This window comes from Streptomyces sp. AHU1 (assembly GCF_045343905.1).
Taxonomy (GTDB): Bacteria; Actinomycetota; Actinomycetes; order Streptomycetales; family Streptomycetaceae; genus Streptomyces; species Streptomyces triticiradicis.
Genome location: NZ_CP174283.1, coordinates 1,821,150 through 1,840,317 on the forward strand (window position 1 = coordinate 1,821,150; position 19,168 = coordinate 1,840,317).

The window sequence follows — 19,168 nt, forward strand, 5'->3', positions numbered from 1 at the left end:
CGGCGCAGAAGCGACCGCCGTCACGACCGCGCCACAACCCGCCGGCCCCGCTCCGGCCCACCGGTCCGCCCGGTTTCGGACCCACCGCCCCTCCGGTCCGCGAACCGTCGGCCGACCGTCCCCGCGCCCTCAGTCCCTCACGGCCCGACCCCGTGGCGCCTCAGGGGATCCCGCCCCGGCCCCGTGGCGCCTCAGGGGTGTCCCGCCCCGGCCGGAGTCTGCGGTGGCTCCCCGGACGCGGGCGGCCGCTCACACACCCGCTCCACGCGGCCGACGCCCTGGCACCCGCCCCGCGTGGCGGCGCCATGACACCCACCCCCGTGACCGAACGCACAGCACCGGACCCGGGCGACCGCCGCCATGGCGTCCGCCCCCGTGACCGAACGCACAGCACCGGACCCGGGCGGCCGACGCCGTGGTGCCCGCCCGCACGGCCGGCGCCGGGCGTCGGCCCGCACGGCACGCCCGCCCGTCAGACCGTGCCCTGCCCCCCGTCGGCCACCCGGCGCGCGTACACCTCGACCAGACCCCGGAGCGAGTCGTCGAGGTAGGCCGCGAGGAGGCGCTCCGCGCCGTCCCGGTCGCCCGCCCGGAGGGTCTGGAAAATCTCGTGGTTGCGCGCGAGGTAGGGCTCGTGGAGCCGCTGGGGGTCGTCCACGACGTGGAAGGCCAGACGCAGCTCCGCGAAGACGCTGCGCATCACCTCGTCGGTGCGGGCGCTGCCGGCGAGCGCGACCAGCTCGCGGTGGAAGTGGATGTTGGCGGTCGACACCCCTTTCCAGTCACCTTCGCGCGCGGCCCGCTGCCCGTCGGAGACGGCCTTGCCGATCCCCTCCACGGCGTACGGCGGACTGCCGAGCCCACGGACCACGGCGCACTCGACGAGGGACCGGGTGCGGTAGATGTCCTCGACGTCCTCGACGGTGAGCACCCGTACGAAGACCCCTCGATTGAGTTCGTGCACCAGCAGCCGCTCGTGCGTGAGCAGCCGGAACGCCTCCCGCAGCGTGTTGCGCGAGACCCCGAGGGCGCCGCCGATGCTGTCCTCCGACAGTCGCGTCCCGGGCGGGAAGAAGCCCTCCGCGATCCGGCTCCTGAGGATGTCCGAGACCCGTTCGGCGGTGCTGGTGCGGCCCAACAGGGCGCGGTCGTCGGCCAGTTCCGTGAGCTCTGCCATGCCCGGAATTCAACCGCAGACACAGGAACGAAACAACACGGGTATTGAGGGATCGTTCAACGATCCTCTACCTTGTCGGACAGGCGCTCTCCGCACACCGCTCCGCACCACCCCGAACTGCCAAGCGCCCCAAGGCTTCCGCACGGCTCGGCTCAGTCCTCACGCACCCTCCGTCCCTCATTGCGAGGTGCCCATGAGCACGACCCCTCCACCCCAGGCCCTGACCTCCGACACCGCACCCGTCACGGGTGAACCCGCCGCCCGGGAAGGCGCGTTCGGCTGGCTGCGCGCACTCGGCCCGCGGGGCCGGCGCGCCTTCGGCGGCGCGTTCGGCGGCTACGGCCTCGACGCGTACGACTACTTCACCCTGCCGCTGAGCATGGTCGCCCTGGCGGCCTACTTCGGCCTCGACAGCGGCCAGACCGGCCTGTTCACCACCGTCACGCTGGTCGTGTCAGCGGTCGGCGGCGCGCTCGCGGGCGTGATCGCGGACCGGATCGGGCGGGTCAAGGCGCTGATGATCACGGTGATCACCTACGCGGTGTTCACCGTGGCCTGCGGCTTCGCGCCGAACTACGAGACGCTGCTGGTGTTCCGTGCCCTCCAGGGCCTCGGCTTCGGCGGCGAGTGGGCGGTCGGCGCCGTCCTGGTCGCGGAGTACGCGAGCCCCCGGCACCGGGGGCGCACGCTCGGCGCGGTCCAGAGCGCCTGGGCCGTCGGCTGGGGCCTGGCGGTCGCCGTCTACACGCTGGTCTTCCAGTACCTCGACGACGGCCTCGCCTGGCGCGTGATGTTCTGGACCGGCGCGCTGCCCGCGCTGCTCGTGGTCTGGGTACGGCGCGAGGTGCGGGACGCCCCCGAGGCGGCCGCGGTCCGCGAGAAGAGCGCGGACAAGGGGTCGTTCACCGCGCTCTTCAGGCCCGGCACGGCGAAGGCCCCGGGCCTGCTGCGCACCACGTTCTTCGCGGTCCTGCTCTCCACCGGCGTCCAGGGCGGTTACTACACGCTGGCCACCTGGGTGCCCACCTATCTGAAGACGGAGCGCGGACTGTCCGTCGTCGGCACAGGCGGCTATCTGACGCTCCTGATCTCCGGAGCCTTCCTCGGCTACCTCACGGGCGGTCTCCTCACCGACAGGCTGGGCCGCAAACGCAACATCCTGCTGTTCGCGGTCCTCTCCTCGGCCTGCATCCTCGCGTACGCCAACATCCCGAGCGGCGCCGACACCCTTCTCCTGGTGCTCGGGTTCCCCCTCGGCTTCTGCATGTCGGCGATCTTCAGCGGCTTCGGCTCGTTCCTCAGCGAGCTGTACCCGGTGGCGGTGCGGGGCACGGGACAGGGCTTCGCGTACAACACCGGGCGCGCCGTCGGCGCGGCCTTCCCCACCACGGTCGGCTTCCTGGCCGACAGCTGGGGCGTGGGCGGAGCGCTGGTCTTCGGCGCGATCGGCTACGCACTCGCCGCACTCGCCCTGACCGGACTCCCCGAGACCCGTGGCAAGGAGCTCCTGTGAACGACACCGTCCAGGTCCGGCCGTCCGCCCTCTCCGGCGACGGCTCGCCCGGCCCGCTGACATCCCCCGTCCACGCGCGCGCGTGGACCCCCGCCAGAGCCCGCAGGCGGTTCCGTTCCGGACTGTCGGTCCCCACCGCCGGAATCGCCGCGGGCCACGCCCAGGCCAACCTCGTCTCGGTGCCCGCCGACTGGGCGTACGACATGCTGCTGTTCTGCCAGCGCAACCCCAAACCGTGTCCCGTCCTCGACGTCACCGACGCCGGTTCCTGGACGACCGTGCTCGCCGCGGACGCCGATCTGCGCACCGACCTGCCGGGCTACCGGGTGTGGGAGCACGGCGAGCTGGTGGCCGAGCCCACGGACGTCGTCGCCCACTGGCGGTCCGACCTGGTGTCGTTCCTGATCGGGTGCAGCTTCACCTTCGAGTGGGCGCTCGGCTCCGCGGGCGTCCCGATGCGCCACATCGAGCAGGGCCGCAACGTCTCGATGTACGTGACGGCACGTCAGTGCCGGCCCGCGGGACGGCTGCGCGGCCCCATGGTCGTCTCGATGCGCCCGGTGCCGCCCGAGCACCTGAGCACGGCGATCCGGGAGAGCAGTCTGCTGCCCGCCGTGCACGGCTCCCCGGTGCACTGCGGCGATCCGTCGGGGCTGGGCATCGAGGATCTCTCGCGTCCCGACTTCGGCGATCCGGTGGTCGCGGCCCCGGACGACATCCCGGTGTTCTGGGCCTGCGGGGTGACGCCCCAGGCGGCCGTGATGGCGTCCCGTCCGCCGTACGCGATCACCCACGCGCCCGGCCGGATGTTCATCACCGACACCCGCGACGAGCAGTACCGAGTGGCCTGAACGGGCCGGAGGAGGAGGAACGGCAGCCCATGACCCCCATCGATCTCAACGCCGATCTCGGCGAGGGCTTCGGCCGCTGGCGGCTGACCGACGACGAACAGCTGCTGTCCGTCGTGACCAGCGCCAACGTGGCCTGCGGCTTCCACGCCGGGGACGCGGCCACCATGCGGCGGGTGTGCGAGCTGGCGGCGGAGCGGGGCGTACGGATCGGCGCCCAGGTCTCCTACCGTGACCTGGCGGGGTTCGGGCGGCGGGCGATGGACGTGCCGTCCGACGAGCTGACGGCCGAAGTCGCCTACCAGATCGGCGCCCTGGAGGTCTTCGCGCGCGCGGCGGGCTCACGGGTGGCGTACGTGAAACCGCACGGCGCGCTCTACAACCGCGTCGTGCACGACGAGGAGCAGGCGGCGGCGGTCGTCGACGGCGTCCTGCTCGCGGGCGCGGGCCTGCCGGTGCTCGGTCTGCCGTCCTCGCGCTTCCTGAAGATCGCCGAGCGGGCCGGACTGCCCGTCGTCGCCGAGGCGTTCGCGGACCGCGCGTACACCGGGGAGGGCACTCTGGTGCCGCGGTCCCAGGAGGGCGCGGTGATCGCGGAGGCCGACGCCGTGGTCGAACGCTCCCTGGGTCTGGCGCGCTCCGGAGTGGTCGTCTCCCTCTCCGGGGAGCGCGTTCCGGTCCGGGCGCGCTCGCTGTGCCTGCACGGGGACACGCCGGGTGCGGTCGGACTGGCCCGCCGGGTGCGGGCCCGGCTGGAGTCGGCGGGCGTGCGCGTGGAGGCGTTCGCGTGAGGGCCCTGCCCGTGGGCGACCGGGCGCTGCTCGTCGAGGTCTCCTCGGGAGAGGCCGCCCAGGCGCTGCACGCCGAACTGGTGCGGCGCCGCGCGGAGGGCTCGCTCACCGTGCGGGAGATCGTCCCGGCGGCCCGCACGGTGCTCCTGGACGGACTGGACGACCCCGCCCGGCTCGCGGAGTCGCTGCCCGGCTGGGAGATCCCCCCGCTGAACGCGCGCGCGGAGGGCACGATCGAGATCCCGGTACGGTACGACGGTCCCGATCTGGCGGACGTGGCGGCCTTCTGGGGGGTGACGGTGCGCGAGGTGCCGGAGATCCACGCGGCGGCCGGGTTCCGGGTCGCGTTCTGCGGGTTCGCGCCCGGCTTCGGCTATCTCACCGGGCTGCCGGAGCGGTACGCAGTGCCGCGCCGGGCGACCCCGCGGACGGCGGTGCCCACGGGCTCCGTGGCGCTCGCGGGCCCGTACACCGGTGTGTATCCGCGCAGTTCGCCGGGCGGCTGGCAGCTGATCGGCACCACGGACGCGGTGCTGTGGGACCACGCGCGCGTGCCGGCCGCGCTGCTGGCCCCCGGCGCGCGGGTGCGTTTCGTGCCGGAGGGACGTCCATGAGCGACCGGGCCCTCGCGGTGGTGCGGGCCGGGGCCCTGACCACCGTCCAGGACCAGGGGCGGACGGGTCACGCCCATCTCGGCGTACCGCGCTCCGGAGCGCTCGACGCGCCCGCGGCGGCACTGGCCAACCGGCTCGTCGCCAACCCCGTGGAGGCCGCCGTGCTGGAGACGACGGTCGACGGCTGTGCCCTGCGCCCCCGTTCGACGGTCACGGTGGCGGTGACCGGGGCGTCCTGCCCGGTGAGGGTGGACGGCCGCCCGGCCGCCTGGGGGGCTCCTGTCCGGGTGCCCTCGGGGGCGCTCCTGGACGTCGGTTCCGCGCGCGCGGGGCTGCGGAGCTATGTGGCCGTGTCCGGTGGCGTGGCGGTCGATCCGGTGCTCGGCAGCCGCTCGACCGACCTCCTCTCCGGGCTCGGCCCCCCGCCCCTGACGGACGGCGCGGTACTTCCCCTGGGGAGCCCCGGCGCCCTTCACGCGCGCGTGGACGTCGCCGCGCACCGCGCACCGCCCGCCGAACTGATCCTGCACGTGACCCTGGGCCCGCGCGACGACTGGTTCACCGGGCCGGCCCTGCGGACGCTCACGACGCGCGCCTACCGGGTGTCGGCGGCGAGCAACCGCATCGGCCTGCGCACGGAGGGGCCGTCGCTGGAGAGGGCCGTGTCCGGCGAACTCCCCAGTGAGGGCATGGTGCTGGGCGCCGTCCAGGTGCCGCCCGACGGCAGGCCGGTCGTCTTCCTCGCCGACCATCCGACCACCGGGGGCTACCCGGTGATCGCGGTCGTCCGTCACCGCGACCTCCCGGCGGCCGCTCAGGCGGTCCCGGGGACCCCGGTGCGCTTCGTGGCCGTACACCGCCGCTGACACCACCGCGGACGGGCGTTCGCGAGGCGGGCACCGGCCCGTGCGGCCGGTACCCGCCTCGCGCGTCCGCCCGTCCGCCGGACCACGGCCACGCCGTCCGTCAGACCGCGTCAGGCCGTTCCGGCACGGACAGGGCCGCCAGGGCGGACGCGACGGCGTGCGAGGCGCTCAGGTCGAGGCGGGCGCTGGTGCCCCGGGCCCGGTGGCGCACCTCGGACGCGGCGAGGGTGAGCAGCTGGGGCAGCAGGTCCGTGCAGCGCCGGGCCACCCAGCCCGTTCCCGCCGTGGCCAGCCACAGCAGGCTCGCGGAGCGGGTCGGCGCGGGGAATTCGGCCTCGGCCGAGGGGGTGGTCCCGTCGGCGAGGCCCTCCTCGGTGAGCAGCGCGTGGAAGCGCAGGGCCAGTTGACGGTGCCCCAGCTCCCCCGGGTGCAGCCGGTCGGCGCTCCACACCGCGCGGTCCTCGATCCACTCCTCCTCCGCCGCGTGCAGGTGCATCGCCCCGTGCCGCTTCGAGAGCGCGTGCACCACCGCGTTGACCGCGTGCTGACGCCGGGCCAGCGGGCGGGCCAGGGCTCCCGGCAGTCCCAGCATCGAACCGGGGTCCGGCAGGCAGGCCGTCAGCACGGTCGCGTCCCGCGCGCGGAAGGCCGCGTACACCGTGTCGAGCCGTTCGGCCACCGCGTGGATGTCGAAGGTGTACCGCAGGGTGTCGTTGACGCCGATCACGACGGAGACGATGTCGGGCTCCAGGGCGAGCGCCGCCGGGTCTGCCGTTCGAGGACGTCCCGTGTCTGTGCCCCGCTGACCGCGAGGTTGGTGAAGTCCACGGGCGCATCCGCCGGGGCGAGCCCGGGGGCGAGGAGTTCGGCCCATCCCCGCCACCGGTCCCCCACGGGGTCGCCCACTCCTTCGGTGAGGGAGTCCCCGAGGGCGACGAACCGCACCGGTCTCATGCCACGCCCTCCTGGAGACGCGGCCGCGGCACGGCCACCGCGTCGTGCGCGGCGAGGAAGCCCGTCACGGCGGCGTCCCAGCCGAAGCACTCGGCACGCGCGCGTGCGGCCTGCCTGCGCTCGCTCTCGGCGCGGCCGAGCAGCAGCCGTACCGCGTCCGCGAAGGAGTCCCCGCTGTCGGCGGCGGTGGCTCCGGCGGAGCCGACGATCTCCGGCAGGGCGGAGTGCGCGCTGGCGACGACGGGAGTGCCGCAGGCCATGGCCTCCAGGGCGGCGAGCCCGAAGGTCTCCGCGGGCCCGGGTGCCAGGCACACGTCCGCCGAGGCCTGGAGCGAACCGAGCAGGGCGCGGTCGGCGACGTGCCCGAGGAAGGTGACGGGCAGCCTCCGCTCCCGGGCGCCCTGCTCCATCCGGGCCCTGAGCGGTCCGTCCCCGGCGACGACGAGCACGGCCCGCTCACCGCGCCGCAGCAGCGCCTCCAGCGCGTCGAGCGCCGTGCCGGGGCGCTTCTCCACCGAGAGGCGGGAGCACATGACGAGCAGGACCTGGTCCGCGCGCGCGTGGCGGGCGCGCAGCGCCGGGTCGCGCAGGGCGGGGTGCCGGTCCACCAGGTCGACGCCCAGGGGGGCGCGTACGACGTTGCGGGCTCCGATCCGCACGAACTCGCGCTCGGCGAACTCCGTGGTGCACACCACGCGCGCGTAGGTGTGCGCGGTACGGACGTTGAGGGCGTCGGCGGTCCGCCGGGCCATCGCCTCGGACAGTCCCCAGGTCCGCAGGACGCCGTCGGCGGTCTCGTGGGAGACCATCACCGCGGGCACCCGGGCCCGCCGCGCCCAGACCCCGGTCCAGCGCAGGGTGGTGCGGTCGGAGACCTCCAGGCGGTCGGGGGCGAGCGACTCCAGGAGCCGGGCGACCCTCCGTCTGTCGGTGAGGACGCGGTAGCCGCCGGTGCCGGGCAGCAGCGGGCCGGGCAGCGTGATCACCCGTCCCTGTCCGGTGTCGCGGTCGCTCGCGCGCTCACCGGGTACGACGAGGACCGGTTCGTGGCCGGCGGCCAGGTAGCCGGTGCCCAGCTCCCGCAGCGCGGTGCGCAGCCCTCCGGAGGCGGGGGCGACGAAGTTGGCGAGCCGTACGATGCGCAGGCTCATGCCGCCACCAGCTTCCGCGCGGAGAGCACGTCCTCGTAGTGGCCGATGAGCTGGTCGCCCACCACGGCCCAGGTGCGGCCCTCGACCATGGCACGGCCGGCGGCGCCGTAGGCCGCCCGCAGCGCGGGATCGGCGGCCAGGGCGCGCACCGCGTCCCGTACGGCGTCGGCGTCGCGGGGCGGGACCAGCAGTCCGGTGCGCCCGTGGGCGACCAGGTCGAGCGGTCCGCCCGCGGCGGGCGCGATCACGGGCACTCCGGCGGCCATGGCCTCCTGGACGGTCTGGCAGAAGGTCTCGAAGGGGCCGGTGTGCGCGAAGACGTCCAGCGAGGCGAAGATCCGGGCGAGTTCGTCGCCGGTGCGCCGGCCGAGGAAGACCGCGCCGGGGAGCGCGCCGCGCAGGGCGGTCTCGCTGGGGCCGTCGCCGACCACGACGAGGCGGACGCCGTCCAGCGCGCAGACTCCGGAGAGCAGTTCGACCTGCTTCTCCGGGGCGAGCCGGCCGACGTAACCGACGATCAGCTCGCCGTTCGGCGCGAGCTCGCGGCGCAGCGCCTCGTCGCGGCGGTCGGGGCGGAAGCGGGCCGTGTCGACACCGCGGGCCCACAGCCGCACCCGGGGCACGCCGTGTGCCTCCAGGTCGCGCAGGGCCGCGCTGGAGGGAGCGAGCGTCCGGTCGGCCGCGGCGTGCACCGAGCGGATGCGCCGCCACGCGGTGGCCTCACCCGCGCTGATGTACGTGCGGGCGTATCCGGCGAGGTCGGTCTGGTAGACGGCCACGGCGGGGATGCCGAGCCGGGAGGCGGCCGCCATGCCGCGGACGCCGAGGATGAAGGGGCTGGCCAGGTGGACGATGTCGGCGCGGTGTTCGGTGATGGCCGCGGCGACGCGCCGGCTGGGGAGAGCGACGCGGACCTGGGGGTAGCCCGGGAGCGGGAGGGAGGGGACGCGGACGACCGGGCACGGGGCGAGGGTGTCGGGCCCGTGCCCGGCGGGGGTGCCTCCCTGGTCGGGGGAGGCCGAGGACCTGGGCGAGGCCGCCGGGGCGACGACGAGGGGAGCGTGACCGCGATCGACGAGGTGCCGGGCGGTCTGGAGCGCGCAGTGGGCCACGCCGTTCACATCGGGGGGAAAGGATTCGGTCACGATGACGACACGCATACGGGTGTTCTCGCCGCACTGGACGTGGCCGCGTCAACGTCGATCTATGCGAACGATGAACGTCCCGTGAGCGTTGCCCTCCGCCCCCGAGCAGGTCAGCCCCCGTCCACGCGCTCCTGACTCCCGGGTCACCGAACGTTCATACGGCCGGCATGTCGGGCCCGATCCTGCTCCGTACCGCTGTCTGGACCTCGGCCTCCTCGGCCGGATCCGCCGCCAGCCGGCGCAGTTGGTCCACCACGCGCGCGTCACCGGTCTCGGCGTGCCGGGCGGCGATCTCCCGGGTGGTCTCCTCGCAGTCCCAGAGGCACTCGACGGCGAAGCCCGCGGGGAAGGAGGGGTCGGTGGCGGCCAGGGCGCGGGCGGCGCGCTGACGCAGGTGCGACGACGCGGTCTCCCGGTAGACGTGCCGCAGCACGGGGGCGGCGCAGGCGATGCCGAGCCGTCCGGTGCCGTCGACGAGGGTCCACAGGGTCGGCGCGTCGGGGCCCTCGCCCCGTACCGCCTCGCGCAGGGCCGCCAGGACGAGATCACGGTCCTGCGCGCCGCCCCGGCAGGCGAGCACACGGCCGGCGGCGGCACCGAGGGCGTCGGGCCGGTGCGCCCAGCCCCGCGCCCGGTCGACGGCGGCGACGCTCCGCATCCGTTCGAAGGCGTCGACGGCGGCCTCGGAGACGGCCGTCGAGACGTCCGCGGCCGCCGCCTCGATCAGGTCGAGGGCGTCCGGATCATTGCCGTCGGCGAGATAGCGCAGGGCCGTGCAGCGTGCGCCCTCCGTCCCGTGGCGCGCGGCCTCGACGATCTCGGGACGGTCCTCCGGCCCGGCGACGGCGGTCAGGCAGCGGGCGGCCGGGACGTGCAGTGCGGCCCCGCGTTCGAAGCCCTGCTGGGCCCATTCGAAGACGGCGCCGACGCTCCACCCGGGGCGGGGTCCCGACGGCCGCATCTGGCGCTGCCAGCGGTCGAAGGACCCGGCCTCCCGGGCGGCACGCACACGGGTGGCGACGGACTCACGGGAATCGTCGGCCCACAGCCGCCAGGGCCGTGGCTCGAAGGCGTCGCGCACCGCGGCGGCGAGGGCGGCCTCGCCGTCCGGGTCGGCGGGGAACCGGGCGAGCACGGGGGCGGCGAGGGCGCGCAGGCCCGCGTCGTCGTCGCGCAGGGCCAGCTCGTCCAGGGCCCAGGCCCAGTTGGAGCCGACCGCCGCGTACCTGCGCAGCAGCGCGAGCGCGTCACGCCTGCCGTACGAGGCGAGGTGCCCGAGGACGGCGAGGGCGAGCCCCGTGCGTGACTCGCAGTCGTCGAGGATGTCCTCGGCGTCGAAGAGGTGACGCTCGATCTCGTCGAGTTCACCGTTCAGGTCGAGGTAGAGACGGGCGTAGTACAGGGAGCGGTTCTCCACCTGCCAGTCGTGGCGGGGGTCCCTGAGAACACAGTGGTCCAGTGCCGCGAGCGCTTCGGCCCGCGGTGCGGTGAGCGCGTGCAGCGTTCCGTCGCCGCGGCCCCTCTGGAGCAGGCCGAGCAGGGTTCCACTGGGCGCTATGACCGGATCGAACATGGGAAACAGCCTCACATCAAGCGTCGACGCAACCGGGATCCTGCATTACCTGGCCGCGTGACAACACGTCGGGGCGCCCGCCGTCTCTTGCTTGCTGTAGACCATCTTCCTCTGCCTCTCGTCGGTGGCCCATGCGGGCCGAGTCACGGCCCGCGCGGTGCGGCAACTCCTGCCCAGCCATCGCGTCCGTGAATCACGTCGTCATGATGACTCGGTCGTTCTTCCTGCCGCGACCGTATTTCCGGCGGCCCCGTTCCGCCTCCCTTTTTTCCTGCGTATCGCCTGGTCAGAGCGTTCGATTCATGATGTGCCGAACAATTCGAGCAGGTCCGTCTTGGCGAACATGCGTGCCGTGTCGACGGCCGAGGGAGTGCCCGCGGCCGGATCGGCGCCGGCGGCCAGGAGGACCCGGATGACGGCCTCCTCGCCCTTGAAGACGGCTCCGGCGAGGGGGGTCTGGCCCCGGTCGTTGACGCGGTCGGCCTCGGCGCCGCGCTCCAGCAGGGCGCGGACCGCCCCGGCGTGACCGTGGTAGGCGGCGAGCATCACGAGCGAGTCGCCGCGGTCGTTGGTGAGGTCGGCCGGGACACCCGCGTCGACGTACGCCACGAGCGTCTCCGTCTCGCCGCGTCGCGCCAGATCGAAGATCTTGGTCGCGAGCTCCACGACCTCGGGGTCGGGGGCTTCGCTCATCGGCCGGACCGCCTCTCACTGCAACCGTTCGGGTGAATCGACAGGGTACTGGCTCCGGCGGCGCACGACAGGCATCCTCCGCTGCAAAGATCACAAAACGCGCATCGGGCGCAACGGAGCAGCTCAGGCGGCGCAAGACCGTTCCGTCACACGGATGAAATGCGCCATTTTTCACCCAGTTGCACCTTTTATCGTATGGATACATGCTGTGATCCTGGAACAACTCATGGTGACCGTCCCCACGAACCAGGAGAGCTCAAATGATTCTGTCCATGTCAGGCGTCGTCCTTCTCGGCATCATCGTCTTCCTCTTCTTCAAGAAGGACGGACTGAAGGCGTCGCACGCTTTCGTGGCCGCGCTCTTCGGCTTCTACCTCGCGAGCACGGCCATCGCGCCGAGCATCAAGGCCGGCGGGGAGAGCCTGGCCGGCCTCCTCGGCGGAATCAAGTTCTGACGACGCCCCCACCTCGTACGCACCTCCAGGAGACAGCAGTGGCCCGGCGCCCTCTCCCCCGCATCCTCAGCAACGGCACCGCGCAGATCGCCAAGAGCCGGGAGCTGGCCCGGACGGCGGCCGACAGCGCCACCGATGTCCTCCATCCGCTGATCACGGTCACCCGTGGACTGCGCCGGCTGGCTGCCGCCGGGCGGCGCAGGTGGGCCGCCACCCCCAAGGACCGGCGCGGGCCGCTGCTGTTCCTGGTGGCCTCGGTGATCCTGATCGTGGCTCTGGTGCCGTACGGACCGCTGCTCGCCGTCATCGGTCTGATGGCGGCGGCGGCCTGGACCGGTCGCGAGCGCACCCCACCGCCCGCGACCGGCCCGGACGAGGCGCAGGCCGGACGCCTCCAGTCCCTCTACGACGCTCTCGTCCCGTACTTCTCCGCGGCCGAGGACCCCGCTCCCCTGTACGCCCACGGCGGCGACTGGGAGAAGGCCTTCGCCTCGTACGACTTCGACGACGACGGGCGGATCTCCCGGCTGCTCGTCCACTACCCGGCGTACTTCACGGACGGCGAACCCGACTCCCGCGCCCGCATCGAACAGCTCCTGCACGCCAAGTCGGGCCGCGGCCGTGAGTACCACTTCGACTGGGACGAGGAGGGCAACGAACTCACCGTCACGGTCCTTCCGCCCCTGCCCACCGACATCGCCGCCCAGCGCTTCGTCACCGCGCCCGGCGAGACGGTCCTCGGGTTCACCGATCCGGCCGACGTCCAGCGCACGCTCCCCCTCACCCACGGCGAGGAGCGGCGTGACGTCCCCCCGGTCGTCTGGCGCACGGGTGCCCGCTCCACCGAGCCGCACCTGCTGGTCACCGGCGAACCGGGCACCGGTACGACCACCCTCCTGCGCTCCATCGCCCTGCAGGTCCTCCAGTACGGCGATGTCGTCGTCGTCGACGGCGGGGGCACCGGCGAGTACGCGTGTCTGACCGGGCGGGAGGGCGTCCTGGCCGTCGAGTGCTCGACGGGCGGGGCGCTCGCCAGTCTGGAGTGGGCGGCGCACGAGACCGAGCGGCGGCTGACCGCCGCGAACCGCGCCCGCCAGGCGGGACATCCCGCCCCCGACGACATCAGGAACCCGCTGTGGATCCTGCTGGACCGGCCGAGCGCGCTCGGTCATCTGGCCGCCGCCGACGGCCGCGAGGATCCCCAGTCGCTGCTGCAGATCCCGCTGCGGCACGGCCGTGCGGCGGGCGTCACGGTCGTGGTCGCCGAGCACTTCGAGAACCTCGACTTCGTCGGCGACGCGGTACGGCAGCACACCCGCGCGCGCGTGGTGCTCGGCCCCGCCTCGGCCGCGCAGCTGGAAGAGGTCCTGGGGGCGCCCCCGCACACCACCCCGACCCGGAACGTGCCGCCCGGCCGCGGCTACGCCCGGCTGGGCACCGGGCCCGTCCTGCGCCTCCAGGTCCCCGCGACACCGGACCCCTACGACAGCGCCACGAGCGAGGCGCAGCGGCAGGCGGTGCTCGACCTGCTGCCGGAACGGACGACACCGGCGGACGCGTCGAAGCCGGCGCCCGCCGAAGCCGCCGGGGTCGCCGGGGTCGCGGTGGCGGAGGGATAGCCGGGGGCGGACGGAAGACGGAGCGCGCCCCCTGGGGTCAACGCACGGATGTCCGACGGGCGGAACCCGACCCAGGTTCCGGCCCGTCCGACGTGCGGGCGAGCGACCCCGTCCAGCACACGGCAACCGGACCAGCCCGGCACACGGGCAACCGGACTCAACCGACGCGCAGACGACCAGACCCATCCGACATGCGGACAACCGGACCCCTCCGGCGTACGCGCAACCGGGCCCGCCCGACACACGGGCAACCGGACTCAACCGACGCGCAGACGACCAGACCCATCCGACATGCGGACAACCGGACCCCTCCGGCGTACGCGCAACCGGGCCCGCCCGACACACGGGCAACCGGACTCAACCGACGCGCAGACGACCAGACCCATCCGACATGCGGACAACCGGACCCCTCCGGCGTACGCGCAACCGGGCCCGCCCGACACACGGGCAACCGGGCTCAACCTGCGCGCAGGCAACCAGGTCCATCCGACGTACGGACAACCGGGCCCGTCCGGCGTACGCGCAACCGGACCCGTCCGACGTGCGGGCAACCGGACCCGTCTGGACGGGCGAGCGGGCGCCCCCGGCGTGCGTTCCCAGGGCGCTCGTGCGGTCACGCCACGAACGTCCGGGGGCCCTCGCCCCCTCCGCTCGCACCGGTCTCCACCAGCCGGGCGGCGGCGGCCAGCCGTGTCGCCGCCTCGTCCGCGACGGCGCCGCCCACGGTGAACGGCAGCCGCACGTACCCCTCGAAGGCGCCGTCCACCCCGAACCGGGGTCCGGAGGGCACCCGTACGCCCACGCGCTCGCCGACCTCGGCCAGCCGCGACCCGGACAGGCCGCCGGTGCGCACCCACAGGGTGAGACCGCCGCGCGGCACGGAGAACTCCCACCGGGGCAGCTCCCTGCGGACGGCCGCGACGAGGGCGTCGCGGTTCTCCCGGGCCTGGCCGCGCCGGACACCGACGGCCTCCTCCCAACCCCCCGTGCTGAGCAGCCAGTTCACGGCGAGCTGTTCCAGCACGGGCGTGCCGAGGTCGGCGTAGGCGCGCGCGGAGACCAGGCTGCGGATGACGTCGGGGGCGGCCCGCACCCAGCCGATCCGCATGCCCGCCCAGAAGGCCTTGCTCGCCGACCCCACGGTGATCACGGTCGAGCCGGCCGGGTCGAAGCCGCACACGGGGCGCGGCATCTCCAGCCCCTCGTCCAGGTGCAGCTCGCTCATCGTCTCGTCGGCGACGAGGACGGTGCCCGCCGAGCGCGCCGCTTCCACGAGCCCGCGCCGCTGTTCCTCGTCGGCGAGCGCGCCGGTGGGGTTGTGGAAGTCGGCGACGACGTATGCGAGCCGGGGCGCGGCGTCGCGCAGGACCTGGCGCCAGCGGTCCATGTCCCAGCCGGCCAGTCCCTCGGCCATCGCGACGGGCACCAGCCGGGCGCCGGCCTCCCGCATGAGCTGGAGGATGTTGGCGTAGGAGGGGGACTCGACGGCGATGCGCTCACCGCGGCCCGCGAAGAGATGACAGATCGCGTCGATCGCGCCCATCGCACCGGTGGTCACCATGATCTGCTCGGGCATGGTCGGGATGCCCCGTGCCGTGTACCGCTCGGCGAGCATGGCGCGCAGCGCGGGAAGGCCCGCGGGGTAGTCGCCGTGCGTGTGCGCGTACGGGGGCAGCTCCTCCAGCGCGCCCTGGACGGCCCGGGTCAGCCACGGCTCCGGGGCGGGCAGCGCCGCGCAGCCGAGGTCGATCATCGAACCGAGGGTCTCGGGCGGCAGCGGTTCCAGGCCGCGCGCGGGCAGCGGATTCCCGGCGGGGACCGCGGTCCAGCTGCCGGCTCCGCGGCGCGACTCCAGGAAGCCCTCCGCCCGCAGGGCCTCATAGGCCGCGGCGACGGTCGTACGGCTGACCGACAGGGCGAGGGCCAGCTCCCGTTCCGCGGGCAGCCGCGCGGCGACCGGCACCCGCCCCTCCAGCACGAGCAGCCGCACCCCGTCGGCGAGGGCACGATAGGCGGGCGGGCGGCGGGTCCCCGGCCCGGCGGGCCGCTCCTGCTGGGAGTTGAGGAGCCGGGCCAGTTGCGCGGCCCCCACCGCCGAAGTCCACTGCGCCATGATTCCAGTCCACCTTCCCCGAATTGGCCATGGTTGAAGCCAGTTCCCAAGCCACAGAGTGTCATGCGCCAGGCCACTGTCACCACTGGGGAGCATCACGTGTCCACACATTCCGACTCCGCGCCCGCCGGGGCGCCCGGCCCCGGGCGGCTCCCCGGCCGCCTCGTCCAGCTCTACGCCGGCCTCGCCCTGTACGGCGCGAGCTCGGCGCTCCTCGTGGAGGCGGGTCTCGGGCTGGAGCCGTGGAACGTGCTGCACCAGGGGCTCGCCGAGCTGACCGGTCTGACCATCGGCGTGGTGTCGATCGTCGTGGGCGCCGCGGTGCTGCTCCTGTGGATCCCGCTGCGCCAGCGGCCGGGCCTCGGCACCGTCTCGAACGTCTTCGTGGTCGGCCTCGCCATGGACGGCACGCTCGCACTGGTGCCGGACGTCCGCTCCCTGGCCCTGCGGATCCCGCTCCTGGTGGCGGGCGTCGTGCTGAACGGCGTGGCCACGGGCCTGTACATCTCCGCCCGCTTCGGCCCGGGTCCCCGCGACGGCCTGATGACGGGGCTGAACCGGCGCACGGGCCGCTCGGTCCGCCTGGTGCGCACGGTCCTGGAGGTAGCCGTCGTCGCGACCGGCTTCGCGCTCGGCGGCACGGTCGGCGTCGGCACGGTGCTCTACGCCGTCGCCATCGGCCCCCTGGCGCAGCTCTTCCTGCGGGTGTTCGCCGCCCGTCCGGCACCGGTCGTCAGCGCCGTTGTCGCCCCAGGTCAACCCGAGCGCGCCATACTGCCCGGGTGAGCACCCGCACCCTTCACCCCTACCTCGACCACCCCGGCCCGATCCCCTTCGCGCATCGCGGCGGGTCCGCGGACGGCCTGGAGAACACCCTGGCGCAGTTCCGCCGGGCGGTGGACGCCGGATACCGCTACATCGAGACCGACGTGCACGCCACGGCGGACGGCAGGCTGGTCGCCTTCCACGACACGACCCTCGACCGGGTGACCGACGGCGCGGGCAGGATCGCGGACCTCCCCTGGGACGACGTGCGCCAGGCGCGCGTGGCGGGCAAGGAGCCGGTCCCCCTCTTCGAGGAGCTGCTCGAGGAATTCCCCGAGACGCGCTGGAACATCGACGTCAAGGCGGAACCCGCGCTCCTCCCGCTGCTCGACCTGATCGGCCGCACCGACGCCTGGGACCGGATCTGCGTCGGTTCGTTCTCCGAGGCCCGTGTGACCCGTGCCCAGCATCTGGCCGGACCGCGCCTCGCGACCTCGTTCGGCACCCGGGGGGTGCTCAACCTGCGGCTGCGCTCCTGGGGCGTTCCGGCCGCGGTGCGCCGCTCCGCGGTCGCGGCCCAGGTCCCCGAGACGCAGTCGGGGGTGCCGGTGGTCGACCGCCGGTTCGTGCAGGCCGCCCACGCGCGCGGGCTCCAGGTGCACGTGTGGACCGTAAACGAATCGGAACGCATGCACCGGCTCCTGGACCTGGGGGTCGATGGCATCATGACCGATCACATCGACACACTGCGCAAGGTCCTGGAAGACCGGGGCACCTGGTTCTGAGCCTCCTCGCGCGGTCCGTTCACGGGGAAGCGAGGGGCACGGGTGAGCACGGACACCGTGCGGGCGGGGGCGGCCGACGAGGCCGCGGAGCGCCGGCGAGAACAGCGCGGCTGGTACTTCTACGACTGGGCCTGCTCCGTCTACTCGACGAGCGTGCTCACCGTGTTCCTCGGCCCCTATCTGACGGCGGTGGCCAAGCACGCGGCGGACGCGGACGGGTTCGTCCACCCGCTGGGGGTACCGGTCCGCGCCGGTTCCTTCTTCGCGTACGCGGTCTCCGCCTCGCTCGTCGTGGCGATCGTCGTGATGCCGATGGCGGGCGCCGCCGCCGACCGAACGGGCCGCAAGAAGCCGCTGCTCGCGGCGGCGGCCTACCTGGGCGCCGGGGCCACCACGGGCATGTTCTTCCTGGACGGCGACCGCTATCTGCTGGGCGGGCTGCTGCTGGTCGTCGCGAACGCCTCGCTGGCCGTGTCGATGGCCCTGTACAACTCCTACCTCCCGCAGATCGCCCCGCCCGAGGAGCGCGACGCCGTCTCCTCCCGGGGCTGGGCCTTCGGGTACGCGGCGGGCTCCGTGGTCCTGGTGGCGAACCTGGTCCTCTTCACGGCCCATGAAGATTTCGGCGTGTCCGAGTCGACGGCCGTGCGCATCTGCCTGGCCTCGGCGGGTGTCTGGTGGGGCGCCTTCACCCTCGTCCCGCTGAAGCGGCTGCGCGACCGGCGTACCGCCTTCGCGGGACAGACGTCCACCCACGGATGGCGGCAGCTCGCCGCCACGGTGCGCGACATGCGACGGCAGCCCCTCACACTCTGCTTCCTGCTCGCCTACCTCATCTACAACGACGGCATCCAGACGGTCATCTCGCAGGCGTCCGTCTACGGCTCCGAGGAACTGGGCCTCAGCCAGTCGACCCTGATCGCGGCCGTACTCCTGGTGCAGGTGCTCGCGGTCGGAGGCGCACTGGGCATGGGCCGGCTGGCCCGTGCGTACGGCGCCAAACGCACCATCCTCGGATCGCTCGTCGCCTGGACGCTCATCCTCGCCGTCGGGTACTTCCTGCCCGCGGGCGCGCCCGTGTGGTTCTTCGTCCTCGCCGCGGGCATCGGACTGGTCCTGGGCGGCAGCCAGGCGCTGTCGCGCTCCCTGTTCTCGCACCTCGTGCCCAGCGGCAAGGAGGCCGAGTACTTCTCGGCGTACGAGATGAGCGACCGCGGGATGAGCTGGCTCGGCCCGCTGCTGTTCGGACTGACCTACCAGCTCACGGGAAGCTACCGGGACGCGATCGTCTCGCTCGTGGTCTTCTTCGTCATCGGCTTCGTCCTGCTGGCGCGGGTCCCGGTGCGCCGGGCGGTGCGGGACGCGGGCAATCCCGTACCCGAGATGATTTAGCGTCCGGGGCCAAAGAGCGGTAGTGTACGCGTTTGGCCTGCCTGGCGTACCGTTACTGCGCGTCAATGATACTGAAGCGTTGGGTGACATCTGATGCCAGATGTGACAAACCGGGCGACGGTGGGTACAACAAGGGGCGGCTACGACGGCGACGCATGACCCACAACGGGAATCTTTACCGCCGACCGGACGTTGACCGGATGACGACGACAGCGACACCTGTCCTGTGGGCGACAAGCCCGGGAGGCACGATTCATGAGTGAGCGAGCTCTTCGCGGCACGCGCCTCGTGGTGACCAGCTACGAGACGGACCGCGGCATCGACCTGGCCCCGCGCCAGGCCGTGGAGTACGCATGCGAGAAGGGGCACCGCTTCGAGATGCCCTTCTCGGTCGAGGCGGAGATCCCGCCGGAATGGGAGTGCAAGGTCTGCGGGGCGCAGGCACTCCTGGTGGACGGCGACGGCCCTGAGGAGAAGAAGGCCAAGCCCGCGCGTACACATTGGGACATGCTGATGGAGCGGCGCACCCGCGAGGAACTCGAAGAGGTCCTCGAGGAGCGCCTGGCCGTCCTGCGCTCCGGCGCGATGAACATCGCGGTGCATCCGCGGGACAGCCGCAAGTCCGCCTGACCCCTTCGAGGGTCGAGCGGCATACACCGCACGCCGAGACCGCGGGCACCGTACCTGGTACGGGCCCGCGGTCTCGTGCGTCGT

17 protein-coding genes and 1 pseudogene are annotated in these 19,168 nt (G+C 73.6%); 11 read left to right on the forward strand and 7 right to left on the reverse strand.

Features of this window, described 5'->3' with window-relative positions; genetic code table 11:
• Nucleotides 1–472: 472 nt before the first annotated feature.
• Complete coding sequence (locus ACICHK_RS08315) at nt 473–1,177, reverse strand: GntR family transcriptional regulator (protein WP_406836414.1); 705 nt, start codon at nt 1,175–1,177, stop codon at nt 473–475.
• 193 nt (nt 1,178–1,370) lie between these two features.
• On the opposite strand from ACICHK_RS08315, the gene ACICHK_RS08320 reads away from it, so the two are divergent.
• From ACICHK_RS08320 to ACICHK_RS08340, 5 genes are read left to right on the forward strand one after another with little or no spacing between them, the layout of a single operon-like run.
• The gene (locus tag ACICHK_RS08320) at nt 1,371–2,690 is read left to right on the forward strand and encodes an MFS transporter (RefSeq protein WP_406836415.1); all 1,320 of its coding nucleotides are present in this window, start codon (nt 1,371–1,373) and stop codon (nt 2,688–2,690) included.
• 56 nt (nt 2,691–2,746) lie between these two features.
• Nucleotides 2,747–3,541, forward strand: coding sequence for a putative hydro-lyase (locus tag ACICHK_RS08325; protein ID WP_406841177.1), 795 nt, complete (start codon nt 2,747–2,749; stop codon nt 3,539–3,541).
• A gap of 29 nt (nt 3,542–3,570) precedes the next feature.
• The gene (locus ACICHK_RS08330) at nt 3,571–4,329 is read left to right on the forward strand and encodes a LamB/YcsF family protein (protein WP_406836416.1); all 759 of its coding nucleotides are present in this window, start codon (nt 3,571–3,573) and stop codon (nt 4,327–4,329) included.
• On the forward strand, nt 4,326–4,943 hold the full coding sequence (locus ACICHK_RS08335) for an allophanate hydrolase subunit 1 (protein WP_406836417.1): 618 nt from the start codon (nt 4,326–4,328) through the stop codon (nt 4,941–4,943). Before ACICHK_RS08330 ends, ACICHK_RS08335 begins: the two co-directional genes overlap by 4 nt.
• The gene (locus tag ACICHK_RS08340) at nt 4,940–5,809 is read left to right on the forward strand and encodes a biotin-dependent carboxyltransferase family protein (RefSeq protein ID WP_406836418.1); all 870 of its coding nucleotides are present in this window, start codon (nt 4,940–4,942) and stop codon (nt 5,807–5,809) included. The genes ACICHK_RS08335 and ACICHK_RS08340 overlap by 4 nt, the downstream gene beginning before the upstream one ends.
• 100 nt (nt 5,810–5,909) lie before the next feature.
• On the opposite strand, the pseudogene ACICHK_RS08345 reads toward ACICHK_RS08340, so the two are convergent.
• The 5 genes and pseudogenes from ACICHK_RS08345 to ACICHK_RS08365 form a co-directional block, all read right to left on the reverse strand.
• Nucleotides 5,910–6,763 (reverse strand): annotated as a pseudogene (locus tag ACICHK_RS08345) (SGNH/GDSL hydrolase family protein).
• Entirely contained in the window at nt 6,760–7,914 is a 1,155-nt protein-coding gene (locus ACICHK_RS08350; protein ID WP_406836419.1) for a glycosyltransferase, read from the reverse strand. The pseudogene ACICHK_RS08345 and the gene ACICHK_RS08350 overlap by 4 nt, the downstream one beginning before the upstream one ends.
• Complete coding sequence (locus ACICHK_RS08355; RefSeq protein WP_406836420.1) at nt 7,911–9,074, reverse strand: glycosyltransferase family 4 protein; 1,164 nt, start codon at nt 9,072–9,074, stop codon at nt 7,911–7,913. The genes ACICHK_RS08350 and ACICHK_RS08355 overlap by 4 nt, the downstream gene beginning before the upstream one ends.
• A 139-nt stretch (nt 9,075–9,213) precedes the next feature.
• Nucleotides 9,214–10,632 carry a HEAT repeat domain-containing protein gene (locus ACICHK_RS08360; protein ID WP_406836421.1) on the reverse strand — a complete coding sequence of 473 codons (1,419 nt, stop codon included), beginning with the start codon at nt 10,630–10,632 and terminating at the stop codon, nt 9,214–9,216.
• 300 nt (nt 10,633–10,932) lie between these two features.
• Entirely contained in the window at nt 10,933–11,325 is a 393-nt protein-coding gene (locus ACICHK_RS08365) for an ankyrin repeat domain-containing protein (RefSeq protein ID WP_151468535.1), read from the reverse strand.
• Nucleotides 11,326–11,585: 260 nt separating this feature from the next.
• On the opposite strand from ACICHK_RS08365, the gene ACICHK_RS08370 reads away from it, so the two are divergent.
• Together ACICHK_RS08370 and ACICHK_RS08375 are read left to right on the forward strand one after the other, a co-directional pair.
• On the forward strand, nt 11,586–11,780 hold the full coding sequence (locus tag ACICHK_RS08370; RefSeq protein ID WP_103549671.1) for a hypothetical protein: 195 nt from the start codon (nt 11,586–11,588) through the stop codon (nt 11,778–11,780).
• Nucleotides 11,781–11,818: 38 nt separating this feature from the next.
• Nucleotides 11,819–13,399 carry a hypothetical protein gene (locus ACICHK_RS08375; RefSeq protein WP_406836422.1) on the forward strand — a complete coding sequence of 527 codons (1,581 nt, stop codon included), beginning with the start codon at nt 11,819–11,821 and terminating at the stop codon, nt 13,397–13,399.
• A gap of 613 nt (nt 13,400–14,012) precedes the next feature.
• On the opposite strand, the gene ACICHK_RS08380 is transcribed toward ACICHK_RS08375, so the two are convergent.
• Nucleotides 14,013–15,512 (reverse strand): PLP-dependent aminotransferase family protein, encoded by a 1,500-nt coding sequence (locus ACICHK_RS08380; protein ID WP_406836423.1) that lies wholly within the window; start codon nt 15,510–15,512, stop codon nt 14,013–14,015.
• Nucleotides 15,513–15,575: 63 nt separating this feature from the next.
• On the opposite strand from ACICHK_RS08380, the gene ACICHK_RS08385 reads away from it, so the two are divergent.
• The 4 genes from ACICHK_RS08385 to ACICHK_RS08400 all read left to right on the forward strand — a co-directional run bounded on the left by ACICHK_RS08385 (nt 15,576) and on the right by ACICHK_RS08400 (nt 19,084).
• Nucleotides 15,576–16,298, forward strand: a complete 723-nt coding sequence (locus ACICHK_RS08385) for a YczE/YyaS/YitT family protein (RefSeq protein WP_406836424.1) — start codon at nt 15,576–15,578, stop codon at nt 16,296–16,298.
• Entirely contained in the window at nt 16,295–17,062 is a 768-nt protein-coding gene (locus ACICHK_RS08390; protein ID WP_151468531.1) for a glycerophosphodiester phosphodiesterase, read from the forward strand. Before ACICHK_RS08385 ends, ACICHK_RS08390 begins: the two co-directional genes overlap by 4 nt.
• Nucleotides 17,063–17,104: 42 nt before the next feature.
• Nucleotides 17,105–18,454, forward strand: coding sequence for an MFS transporter (locus ACICHK_RS08395; RefSeq protein ID WP_406836425.1), 1,350 nt, complete (start codon nt 17,105–17,107; stop codon nt 18,452–18,454).
• Between the two features lie 255 nt (nt 18,455–18,709).
• A complete protein-coding gene (locus ACICHK_RS08400; protein ID WP_003977404.1) occupies nt 18,710–19,084 on the forward strand; it encodes an RNA polymerase-binding protein RbpA in 375 nt (124 codons plus the stop codon).
• The last annotated feature ends 84 nt before the right edge of the window (nt 19,085–19,168 follow it).